At 61.5% G+C, this 10929-nt stretch carries 9 protein-coding genes and 1 pseudogene; 6 read left to right on the top strand and 4 right to left on the bottom strand.

Annotation, left to right across the window (positions count from 1 at the left end; translation table 11 throughout):
* Window positions 1-134: 134 nt before the first annotated feature.
* Window positions 135-428 (bottom strand): restriction endonuclease, encoded by a 294-nt coding sequence (locus ACED18_RS13695; protein ID WP_377293111.1) that lies wholly within the window; start codon window positions 426-428, stop codon window positions 135-137.
* Between the two features lie 32 nt (window positions 429-460).
* Here ACED18_RS13695 and ACED18_RS13690 point away from each other — a divergent pair, with 32 nt between their 5' ends.
* From ACED18_RS13690 to ACED18_RS13680, 3 genes and pseudogenes are all read left to right on the top strand, one after another.
* The gene (locus ACED18_RS13690) at window positions 461-1048 is read left to right on the top strand and encodes a biosynthetic peptidoglycan transglycosylase (protein WP_377293089.1); all 588 of its coding nucleotides are present in this window, start codon (window positions 461-463) and stop codon (window positions 1046-1048) included.
* A 931-nt stretch (window positions 1049-1979) separates the two neighbouring features.
* A pseudogene (locus tag ACED18_RS13685) lies at window positions 1980-2168 on the top strand (transposase); the annotation flags it as partial.
* A 23-nt stretch (window positions 2169-2191) separates the two neighbouring features.
* On the top strand, window positions 2192-3730 hold the full coding sequence (locus ACED18_RS13680) for an IS3 family transposase (protein WP_377293087.1): 1539 nt from the start codon (window positions 2192-2194) through the stop codon (window positions 3728-3730).
* On the opposite strand, the gene ACED18_RS13675 is transcribed toward ACED18_RS13680, so the two are convergent.
* Window positions 3687-6842, bottom strand: a complete 3156-nt coding sequence (locus ACED18_RS13675) for a multidrug efflux RND transporter permease subunit (protein WP_377293085.1) — start codon at window positions 6840-6842, stop codon at window positions 3687-3689. The two genes, ACED18_RS13680 and ACED18_RS13675, sit on opposite strands and share 44 nt — an antisense overlap.
* Window positions 6843-6853: 11 nt before the next feature.
* On the bottom strand, window positions 6854-8017 hold the full coding sequence (locus ACED18_RS13670) for an efflux RND transporter periplasmic adaptor subunit (RefSeq protein WP_377293083.1): 1164 nt from the start codon (window positions 8015-8017) through the stop codon (window positions 6854-6856).
* 164 nt (window positions 8018-8181) lie between these two features.
* On the opposite strand from ACED18_RS13670, the gene ACED18_RS13665 reads away from it, so the two are divergent.
* The 3 genes from ACED18_RS13665 (at window position 8182) to ACED18_RS13655 (ending at window position 10629) form a co-directional block, all read left to right on the top strand.
* The gene (locus ACED18_RS13665) at window positions 8182-8871 is read left to right on the top strand and encodes a response regulator (protein WP_377293081.1); all 690 of its coding nucleotides are present in this window, start codon (window positions 8182-8184) and stop codon (window positions 8869-8871) included.
* Window positions 8868-9929 (top strand): ATP-binding protein, encoded by a 1062-nt coding sequence (locus ACED18_RS13660; protein WP_377293079.1) that lies wholly within the window; start codon window positions 8868-8870, stop codon window positions 9927-9929. Before ACED18_RS13665 ends, ACED18_RS13660 begins: the two co-directional genes overlap by 4 nt.
* Before the next feature lie 178 nt (window positions 9930-10107).
* Window positions 10108-10629 carry a GNAT family N-acetyltransferase gene (locus tag ACED18_RS13655; protein WP_377293077.1) on the top strand — a complete coding sequence of 174 codons (522 nt, stop codon included), beginning with the start codon at window positions 10108-10110 and terminating at the stop codon, window positions 10627-10629.
* Between the two features lie 18 nt (window positions 10630-10647).
* Here the strand turns inward: ACED18_RS13655 and ACED18_RS13650 are convergent, their stop codons facing one another.
* Window positions 10648-10851, bottom strand: coding sequence for a hypothetical protein (locus ACED18_RS13650; RefSeq protein WP_377293075.1), 204 nt, complete (start codon window positions 10849-10851; stop codon window positions 10648-10650).
* Window positions 10852-10929: the final 78 nt, after the last annotated feature.

Genomic DNA, 10929 nt, shown 5'->3' with positions numbered 1-10929 from the left:
GTGATCCAACACCATACGAATGGCGCGTTGACGGACTTCAGGTGAAAACTTGTTCGTTGTCTTGCTCATAGTGGCTCCACTTTCTCAGAAGTTGCAGCCTCCGGCAAACCCGGTGCGGTTCAGCAAGCCTGCAATCACTCGTCGCCGAAGAAGTCCTCGTCCAGCCGCTTGAACTCCACCGTGCGGTAGCTGCGGACGCCGACGCCGTGTTCGATCATGAGGTCGGCCAGTTCCTGCCCGTCGATCAGGATCACCCGCTGGGCCAGATGCTTGACGTAGTCGCGGGCCGGCTGGCTGAAGGTGGAGGTGGTGACGAAGACGCCTTTGGTGGCGCCGAGGCCTACGAGGCTTCCGACGAAGGCGTTGACATCCGGGCGGCCGACCGGCTTGCCGGGGGCGTATACAGGTGTGTCATTCCGCCGTACCAGTTGAGTTGAGTTCAGCGGGACAGCGCAATACCATGGGCGCCACGAATGTGATGAGCGCTATGATTTATCGTCGAGATTTTGAGCATCTTGTGGCTGCTGTAAAGTATTTGCTATCAAACAGCACTGCGCAGCGGCGGACCATGGACACTGTCATTCACGCCGTGCTGGTTGCAGAGGATCGTCGCTTCATGCGACACAGCGGTGTGGATTTGATCGCTCTCTTACGTGCGGCAATTAAGTGGGCACGAGGCGGTCGCCTTGAAGGCGCCAGCACCATTGAGCAGCAACTTGTCCGTACTATTCGAGGGCGGTATGAGCTAACTCTGGGAAGAAAGTGCTCCGAAATAATTTTAGCATCGCGGCTGAGTAGGGCTTTTCCGAAGGCGGAGTTAATCAATTGCTACTTGCATATCGCGTACTTCGGTTGGAGAGCCAATGGTATTGAGCAGGCTGCGGCTAGGCTTGGGGTCGATCTAGATGCCTGCAGCATCGAGGAAGCGGCCGCGCTAGCAGCCATGTTGAAGGTGCCTATGCCCAAGGTGCCTACCGCCCGTTTTGCTCAGAGGCACTCGATGAGGGTCGATTATATCATCAAGAACTGGGCTGCCATGAGGGACTAGACCGGATGATTTCGCCGTGGATGCTTAGCTTAACCCAATCTTATCCGAACCCCTCAGAGTGGGGCTCGTTTGGAGCGCTAAGCAGGGAAGATGTATACCGATTTGTGCGCTTGTGGTTGTGTGAGGGTATTCCATTTGCATTTTCTAGGCAGCCCGCCGTTTACGAAATTGCGCGTGAGCGGCTCGCTCAAAGTTTAGGCTTGCATCCGAAAGACGTGAGCATGACGGGGAGCGGCCGCTTGGGGTTTTCACTCGCGGGATACAAGTTTGGTAGCCCATACGATGTTGGCCGGTCAGACTTCGATCTGTTTGTCGTTTCGCAGCATTTTTTTGAAGCGTTGTCTCGTGACGCAAAACTGTTCGTAGACCGCTATGCCACGGGCCTAGCTAAGCCGCGGACCGCAGCCGAAACAAAGTTTTGGCCGGAAAATACCAAGCGGCTCACGGAGAACACGGACAAGGGCTTCGTTGACCAAAAGCTGATACCGAATGTCGATCAATATCCCGCCGCCCAGCGCTGTTATCGTGGGTGCTATGCATTCGCAAAAGCTGTGCAAGACCTTCACAACTTGCATAAAGCGCCTCAAGTCAGTGTGAGAGTGTATTCTGACTGGGGGACGGCCACGCGCCAAATTGTGAGGACGGTCGTATACTCACTAAGGAAAGCGGGATACGAGGTCGCTTGAGGGCTAATAGGTGGGCGTCAGCTCGACATAAGATAAGAAAGGTTGGCCTGCTGCCGGTTTCATGGACACCGAGTTAAGGTGTTCCTCCTGAAAGAGGTGGCTCGTGACCTGAGCCCTGACTTCCCTCCAATTTTCGGGAGAGTCTTGAGTTTTCTGCTCTGGGACTGCTCTGATCCCTAAAAACTGGATCGTTCATAACTGGAGTTTTCCGCGGTAACTTCCCGGCTGGGAGAAGGAGCGGAAGCATGAAGGCATCGAAGTTCTCGGACGCCCAGAAGGCGTTCATTCTGAAGCAGGGCGATGATGGTGTGCCGGTGGCCGAGATTTGCCGGAAGGCTGGGATCAGCCAAGCAACCTATTTCAATTGGCGCAAGAAATATGCGGGTCTGCTGCCCGACGAGATGCGTCGATTGAAGGGGGGTGCGGACGAAAACTTGGACCACCAAGGAGGTAGTTCATGTATTCCTACGCAGACAGACTTCGAGCGGTCGAGCTGTATCTCAGGCTGGGCAAGCGACTTAACGCGACCATTCGGCAGTTGGGTTATCCTACAAAGAATGCCCTGAAGGGCTGGTACCGGGAGTACGTCGAGAACCGCGACTTGCGTGTTCAGGCGGTAGCTCGAGCACCGAAATTCTCGGAGGCCCAAAAGCAGGCCGCACTCGAGCACTTTCGCACCCATGATCGTTGCATCTCCGCGACGATGAGGGCGCTCGGCTATCCTGGAAGAGGAACACTGACCGCTTGGGTTCGTGAGGCGTTTCCGGAGACGCGAACATCGATGGTCGGTCGGTCATGGCATCCGGGTTATAGCGAGGATGTGCGGCAGGCTGGTGTCATCGGGCTATGCGGTGGAGATGAAACCGCACAACAGGTAGCAGACCGACTGGGCGTCTCAAGGCCGACCTTGTACAGCTGGAAGGACCAGCTTCTCGGTCATGAGGCCCCATCATCCATGAAACGCCGCAAAGCGAACTCCAAGGTGCCTGAACGTGAGGAACTCGAGCGACAGCTTGAAGTCCTGCAGCGTGATATCCGCCAGTTGCAACTCGAGCATGATCTCCTGAAGAAGGCCAACGAACTCATAAAAAAAGACCTGGGCGTCGATCTGCAGATCCTGAGCAATCGGGAGAAGACACAGCTGATTGACGCCCTGAAGGAAGTTTATCGCTTGCCAGAGCTGCTCGCCCAGCTCCGAATTGCCCGGAGCTCCTACTTTTACCATCGCACACGCATGTGTCTGGCAGACAAGTATGCCGCCATTCGTCACAGCCTTGCGGAAGTCTTCGAAGCAAACCGTCGCTGCTACGGCTATCGCCGATTGCAGGCGTCGCTAGCCAGGCAAAGCGTGACAATCTCGGAGAAGGTTGTGCAGCGTCTGATGAAGCAGGAGCAACTGATTGTCGCCAAGCCGCGTCGACGGCGGTTTGGATCCTATCTGGGAGAGATCAGTCCCGCGCCGGAGAACCTGATCAATCGTGACTTCCACGCAAAAGCGCCGAACGTAAAATGGCTGACGGATATCACCGAGTTCCAGATCCCGGCCGGGGAGGTGTACCTCTCGCCCATCATCGACTGCTTCGACGGCATGGTAATCAGTTGGTCGATTGGAACGCAACCAGATGCAGGCCTGGTCAATACCATGCTGGATGCCGCCATTGAGACCGTGACCAACGGGGAGGACCGGCCAATCGTCCATTCCGATCGCGGAGCTCATTATCGTTGGCCCGGCTGGCTAACACGGATCAGCAACGCGCAGATGGTTCGCTCGATGTCCCGGAAGGGCTGCTCACAAGACAACGCTGCATGCGAAGGCTTCTTCGGCCGGTTGAAAACGGAACTCTTCTATCCACGAGATTGGAAAACCATCACGATCGAACAGTTCGTCACCGAGGTGGATGCTTACATCCGCTGGTACAACGAGAAGCGCATCAAGATATCGCTAGGATCGCTCAGCCCGGTCGAGTATCGTCAGAGCCTCGGTCTGAACTTATGAAGCACTCCAACTTTTTATCCGCACCCCCGTCCGGCTTGGCGGTGAGGCGCATCACGAAGATGTAGAAGACCGGGACGAAGATCAGCGCCAGGAGCGTCCCGGAGATCATTCCGCCGAACAGGCCGGTTCCGATGGCGTTCTGGGTTTCCGAACTGGCGCCGGAAGCCATTACCAGCGGCACGACGCCCAGGGTGAAGGCGAGGGAGGTCATCACTATGGGGCGCAGGCGCAGGCGCGCGGCCTCGACGATGGCTTCGGCGAGCCCGATCCCGTCGCGCTGACGCTTGCGGGCGAATTCGACGATGAGCACGGCATTCTTGGCGGACAGGCCGATCAGCGTGATCAGTCCGACCTTGAAGAACACGTCATTCTCCAGCCCGCGCAGATGAACGGCGATCACGGCTCCGATGATGCCGAGCGGCACGACGAGCATGACGGAGAGGGGAACCGACCAGCTTTCGTAAAGGGCTGCCAGCACCAGAAAGACGACCAGGAAGGAAAACGCCATCAGCATCGGCGCCTGTGCGCCCGATTGACGTTCCTGCAGCGATTGTCCCGTCCATTCGACGGCAAAGCCCTTGGGAAGGGTGAGCGCCAGCCGCTCGATTTCATCCATGGCCCTGCCGCTGGAAACGCCCTCTGCCGCAGATCCGGAAAGACTGGTGGACGGGTAGCCGTTGTAGCGCGTGACCTGCAGCGGGATGGTGGACCATTCCGGCGTCACGATCTCGGAAAGACGCACCATCTTGCCCGCATCGCTGCGCAGGTGCAGGCTCAGGATATCGTCCACCTGCATGCGGCTTTTCGGCTCGGCCTGCACGATGACCTGCTGCAGGCGGCCATTGCGGGGGAAATCGTTGACATAGCTGGAGCCGACGGCGCCGCTCAATGTGTCGCTGATGGTGGAATAGGCAAGGCCGAGCGCCGCAGCCTTCTGCCGGTCGATGGTGAGGGTGACGCTTGGTCCGCTCGGAAGCCCGTCGACGCGAACGTCGCGCAAGAGTTTGCTTCGCGAGGCAAGTTCGGTCAGCTGGGCCGCCGCCGCGCCGAGTGCGGCCGCGCCCTGATTGGCGCGATCCTGCAACCGCAGCGAAAAGCCTGATGTCGTCCCCAGCTCATCGATTGCCGGTGGCTTCAGGCTGAAGACTTCGCCCTCGCTGGCCGCGGACATGGCTTGCGCGGCAGCGGCCAGTTCCGCGTCCACGCCCGTGGTGCGCTTGCTCCAGTCCGTCAGTGTCGTGAACGACATGGCCGTGTTCGGTCCCGAGCCGGAAAAGCCGAAGCCCATGATCGTCAGGTTGTTGGCGATGTCGGGACGGCCTTTGACATGCGCCTCGAACAGGTCGACGACATCGCGCGTGCGCTCGGCCGTGGCCTCTGCCGGCAAGGTGAAGGAGGTCATGAAGGAGCCCTGGTCCTCTTCCGGCACGAAGGTGGTGGCAAGCGTCGTGTAGCCGAAGCCAACCGCAGCGACGATGGCCGCGTAAACGGCCATGGTCCTTCCGGTCCGCCGGACAAGACCCGCCACCCAGCCGGCATACCCCGCCGTCAGGCGATCGAAAGCGCGGTTGAACCCGCCAAAGAATCCCCTGCTCGGGTGATGGTCGGGGCCGATCGGTTTCAGCAGCGTGGCACACAGCGCAGGCGTGAGGCTCAGCGCCAGGAAGGCAGAGAAGAGGATGGAAACGGCCATGGAGACCGTGAACTGTCGGTAGATCGCGCCGACCGAACCGGACGCCAGGCCCATCGGCAGGAAGACCGCCGTCAGCACCAGCGTGATGCCGATCACCGCGCCGGTGATCTCGCCCATCGCCTTGCGGGTTGCCGCGCGCGGCGACAATCCCTCCTTGGCCATCAGCCGCTCGACATTTTCAACGACCACGATCGCGTCGTCGACGATGATGCCGATGGCCAGAACCATGCCGAACATCGTCAGCACATTGATGGAATAGCCGATCGCCAGCATCACGGCGAAGGTCCCGAGAAGGGCAATCGGAGCCACGATGGCGGGAATGAGCGTGTAGCGCACGTTCTGCAGGAAGAGCAGCATGATCAGGAAGACGAGCACCATCGCTTCGGCGAGCGTCTGCACCACCTTCTGGATCGAGATCTTCACGAAGGGCGCAGTATCGTAGGAAATCGCATATTCCAGCCCGGCCGGCATGGTCAGCGCGAGTTCGGCCATGCGGGCACGCACGCCGGCAGACGTGCTGACGGCATTGGCACCGGGCGTCATCTGGATGGCGGCTGCGGTGGCGGGCTTGCCACCATCGAGGATGGCAAAGCTCGAGGACTGCGGCCCGATCTCGATTGTCGCGAGATCGCCGAGCGTCAGCCGCGAGCCGTCGGGATTGGATCTGACGATGACCTGGGCAAATTCCTCGGGCGATTGCAGCTGCCCCCGCACATTCAGGGGAACGCTGACCTTCTGCCCGGGAACCGTCGGCGCATCCCCCAGACGTCCGGGTGCCACCTGGATATTCTGCGTCTGGATGGCCTGTGTCACCTCCGCCATCGAGATCGAGTGGGCCAGCAGGCGGACCGGATCGATCCAGATCCGCATGGCGGCTTCGGAGCCGAAGGACTGTACCCGCCCGACGCCGGCCACGCGCTTCAGCTCGGGCGCAATCGTGCGCACGAGGTAATCGTCAAGCGAAAGAGCATCGATGGTTCCGTCCTTCGACTTCAAGGACACAATCATCAGGAAGCCGGCAGAGGCGGACTCGACCGTCAGTCCCGCGCGCCGCACCGGCTCCGGCAGCCGCGCCTCCACGGCTTTCAGCCGGTTCTGGATATCCACTTGCGCCAGTTCCGGATTGGTGCCCGGCTTGAAGGTGACGGTGATGGTCGTCGATCCCGACGAATCGGCCGATGAATCGAAATAGAGAACGTCCTTCGCGCCGGAAATTTCCCGCTCGATGACGCTGGTGACGCTGTCGTTGATCACCTGCGGCGTGGCGCCGGTATAGGTGGCGTAGATCGATACGCTCGGCGGCGCGATGACCGGAAAGCGCGAAACGGGAAGCTGCGGGATGGAGATCACACCCGCAATCACGATCAGGATGGCGATGACCCAGGCGAAGACCGGCCTGTCGATGAAGAACTGTGGCATCATTTCCTCCCTTAGTCCTGACGCCGCGTGGCGACCGCCGAGGGCGTAATGTCGAGCGGCTGCCCGGCCTGCACGCGCTCCTGCCCGAGGACGACGATGGTTTCGCCGGCGCCAAGGCCCTTGGTCACGAGATAGTGTCCGTCCACCAGCGGCCCCAGTTCGACCGCCCGTCTTTCGCCGGTCCTGTCTGCGGCGATGACCACGAGTTCCGGCTTTCCCGCCGCATTGCGGCTCACCGCCTCCTGGGGAACCATGAGCGCGGCACGATGAACCTCCCGCGGCACCACGGCGCGAACGAACATGCCCGGCAGCAATTGCCCATCCGGATTGGGAACCCGGATGCGGATGCCGAGGCTGCCCGTGGCGGCATCGACCGAAATGTCGGAGAAGAGAATATGGCCGGCATGCGCATAGGGCTTGCCGGTGACGGTGCGTATGAACACCGGCAAGGCCTGGGGATCGCCGGTGCCGGCCTCCGGTGCCGTCTCCTGCAACTGCTCGAGGCTGATCGAGGATTGCCGGACATCCACATGGACCTGATCGATCTGCTGCACCACCGCCAGCGGTGCGGTCGCCGAGGCGGATGCCAGTCCGCCTTCGCTCATGAAGGACTGGCCGATGATGCCGCTGATGGGGCTGCGCACGGTGGCATTCGACAGCTCAAGCCGTCGCCGCGCCAGATTGGCCCTGGCTTCCGCCACGTTTGCCTTGGCCTGGGCGAGGGCTGCCGTTGCATTGTTGAAGGCCTCGTCGCTGGTGATCTTCTGTGCCGAAAGCCGTTGCGATCGGTCGAACTTCACCGTCGCATTCGAAAGTTCGGCTTCGGCGCGCGCCAGAACGGCAGCCGCCGCATCGGCCTCAGCGACGAAGGGCGCCGGATCGATCTGGAATAGCGCCGTGCCGGCCGTCACCACGCTGCCTTCCTCGAACAGCGTTTTGCGGATGATGCCGTTTACCTGCGGCCGGATCTCCACTGTCCTGAGGGCGGCGACGCGGCCGGGCAGCTCGTCATAGACGGTGACCGCCTGCGGCTGGACGGTCGTGACGCTGACCCGCGCCGGCGGCGTCTGCGAAGACGCGTTCGCGTCGCCGTCGGATCGATCGCTGCAGGCGCAGAGAAGCAGGGCCGGCAGGCACAGGACGCCGAGTGTCCAGAAGCGGGAGCCGCGAAGCATGGGTATCCACCATCCAAGTTGCTGACGAGCTTGTCAGGACGGCTCACTAGCGACGGGACGTTGGGGCTTTGTGGAGGCTGTGTTGCGATTGTGTGGAGCTGGGCCGCGCCCACTCGACGCTTTGAATGTTCGGTGGCATTGAAATCGGGAGGAGCGCAATAACCATGGCAGAACTCGTTTTGATCGCCGAAGACGATGCGGAGATCGCCGGCATTCTTCAGGCCTACTTCACCCGCGAGGGCTTTCGCACCGTCCACGCCCGTGATGGGCAGGTGGCGCTGGACCTGCACCGCACGCTGAAGCCCGACATTGTCCTGGCCGACATCACCATGCCGCGGCTGGATGGCTGGGAGCTTCTGGCGGAAATCCAGAGGCGCGGCCGCACGCCCGTGATCATGATCACGGCACTGGATGAGGATGTCGATCGCCTGCAGGGATTGCGCATCGGTGCGGACGATTACATCGTCAAGCCGTTCAACCCGATCGAGGTTGTCGCGCGGGCCAAGGCGGTCCTGCGCCGGGCCGGCCTCAGCCAGGCAGGAGTGATGATCCGCGCCGGCGCCCTGACGATCGATCTCGATAGCTATCAGGTCAGGATCGACAAGGACGGCGTGCCGGTCACCCTGTCACTGACGCTGACGGAATTCCGGCTGCTCGCCCATCTGGCCCGCACGCCCACCAAGGTGTTCTCGCGAAGCGAACTGGTGGATGCCTGCCTCTCCGGATCGGATGCGCTGGATCGGACCATCGACAGCCATCTGAGCAAGCTGCGCAAGAAGCTCGAACAGGCCGGCGCCGAGGGCATGCTCGCCAGCATCCGGGGCGTCGGTTACCGCCTGGCGGTCGATCCATGATCGCGAAGGGACTGAGCCGGCAGATTCTTGTCGCCATGGCCTTCGTCACCGTGGCCGCCGGTCTGCTGGTCTTCTTCGGAACCTACCTGGCCTTCACGATCCTTTTCTATTTCTCGCCCTGGTCCGACGATACCGAGAATTGGCTGACGGGCTTCGACTTCATCATCCTCGCCATCCTCATCTTCATCGCGCTCATCGTTGCGGCCGTCGCCGCGATCAGGCTGGCGCGCCGTATTCTGGAACCGCTGGAATCGCTGGCGACGAGCGCCCGGCGCATCAAGGACGGCGACCTGTCGGCGCGCGCCGTGCCCGGCGATCACTCCCTGGGCGAGACCGCGCTTCTGGTTCAGGACTTCAACGCCATGGCCCAGCGCCTTCAGGATATGGCTGCCGACATGACCCTGTGGAACGCCACCATCGCCCATGAATTGCGCACGCCCCTGACCATCCTGAAAGGGCGGCTGCAAGGTATGATCGACGGTGTCTTCGAACCGGATGAAGCCTCTCTTCACGCGCTTGTCCTGCAGGTGGACTCGCTGGCAAGGCTTGTCGAAGACCTTCGGACGGTTACGCTCGCCGACAGCGGCCACCTCGATCTGCACCTGCAGCCCGTCCGTCTGAAGGAGGAGATCCTGCGGCTGGCGGGCGTGCTGGATCAGGAGCTGAAACAGGATGGCTTTGATCTGCGGCTCGACCTGGACGATGTCGTCGTGCGTGTCGATGCCATGCGTATCCGGCAGGCCCTTCTGGCCCTCATCACCAATGCGCGCCGCTATGCCATCCGGGGTGTCATCGACATCACCCTTCGCGTGGCCGATGATCAGGTGATCCTGCGCATCGCCGACGAGGGGCCGGGTCTTGACGCAGACATCGCGTCCGCGGCCTTCGAACCGTTCCGGCGGGGCAAGCGCTCGGGCGCGATGGAGAAGGGCGGCAATGGCCTCGGCCTGTCCGTCGTGCGCGCCATCGTCGAGGCCCATGGCGGTAAGGTCCGCTATGCGCCGTCCCCGGCAGGCGGGGCGATGTTCGAAATTGCCTTCGGCAAGCCCGTCCCCTGAGCCGCTGGCCGCAGGCGGGGCCTCCACACAATCTCCACATCCCCTCCACACAGTCTCAAGCCAGTCCTTCTAAGGGAGGGAGGAGGGGCCGATTGAGGCCGCACGGCAATTCCTTCGGTGGAGCCGGGCGTCCGGGCCGTTTTCGATCCCGATCCTCCAGCACTGTCGCGAGAAAGACATGAGCAGCAATATTGTGACCCTGGCACCCGCCGATGCAGGCGATATCCCGGCCTTCAAGAGAGAGCTCCAGGAGGCCTTCGCCATCGCCGTCGTCGATACATTCGGCGATCTCCCCGATGGTCCGATCCCCTCCGACGAGGATCTGGATATGTCCATCTACGCGCCGGGAGCCGCGACGCTGCGCATCCTGCGCGATGGCCGCAAGATCGGCGGCGCCGTGGTGACGATCGATCCGGAAACTCATCACAACACGCTCGACCTCTTCTTCGTGAAGGTCGGCGAGCATGGGCATGGCGTCGGCCATCAGGCCTGGCTTGCCATTGAAGCGCGCTATCCGCAGACCGTCGTCTGGCGCACGCACACGCCGTATTTCGAGAAGCGGAACATCCACTTCTACGTCAACAAGTGCGGCTTCAAGATCATCTCGTTCTTCAATGCCAGGCACACGGATCCGCATCAGCCCGGCCCCGGAGATCTTCCGGACGATGACGGCTTCCTGTTCGAGAAGGTGATGCGATAAGGGCGGCTCTGCCGCCTGTCAGCGGAGGAAGCGGCGCGCCGCCCAGGCGATGACCAGACCGAGGACAAGCGTCAGCAATCCACGCCAGATCCAGGGGCTCTGGTTGATCATGAAACTCGACGCCGGATAGGGAAAGAGGCCGCTGCCCTGGGCCATCCAGATCAGGCCCGCCAGCGCCATGAACAGGCCAAGGATCGTAAGCCCTACGCGTGCATAAGCCATGTCGCCTCCGGACCAAGCCCACCGATGATGCCGACACTACAGGCGACACCGCAGCCGGGCAAGCCGGGTGCCCCATCG

The sequence above is a fragment of the Rhizobium sp. SG2393 genome, assembly GCF_042610495.1.
Taxonomy (GTDB): Bacteria; Pseudomonadota; Alphaproteobacteria; order Rhizobiales; family Rhizobiaceae; genus RU20A.
The sequence above is the reverse complement of the archived record's forward strand: the minus strand, read 5'-3'. Positions and strand labels throughout refer to the sequence as shown.

Bases quoted from the DNA above. Each gene is read 5' to 3' on its own strand.
- ACED18_RS13675 (WP_377293085.1), bottom strand. From the start codon at position 6,842: ATGCCACAGTTCTTCATCGACAGGCCGGTCTTCGCCTGGGTCATCGCC.
- ACED18_RS13660 (WP_377293079.1), top strand. From the start codon at position 8,868: ATGATCGCGAAGGGACTGAGCCGGCAGATTCTTGTCGCCATGGCCTTC.
- ACED18_RS13680 (WP_377293087.1), top strand. From the start codon at position 2,192: ATGTATTCCTACGCAGACAGACTTCGAGCGGTCGAGCTGTATCTCAGG.
- ACED18_RS13655 (WP_377293077.1), top strand. From the start codon at position 10,108: ATGAGCAGCAATATTGTGACCCTGGCACCCGCCGATGCAGGCGATATC.
- ACED18_RS13650 (WP_377293075.1), bottom strand. From the start codon at position 10,851: ATGGCTTATGCACGCGTAGGGCTTACGATCCTTGGCCTGTTCATGGCG.
- ACED18_RS13670 (WP_377293083.1), bottom strand. From the start codon at position 8,017: ATGCTTCGCGGCTCCCGCTTCTGGACACTCGGCGTCCTGTGCCTGCCG.
- ACED18_RS13690 (WP_377293089.1), top strand. From the start codon at position 461: ATGGGCGCCACGAATGTGATGAGCGCTATGATTTATCGTCGAGATTTT.
- ACED18_RS13665 (WP_377293081.1), top strand. From the start codon at position 8,182: ATGGCAGAACTCGTTTTGATCGCCGAAGACGATGCGGAGATCGCCGGC.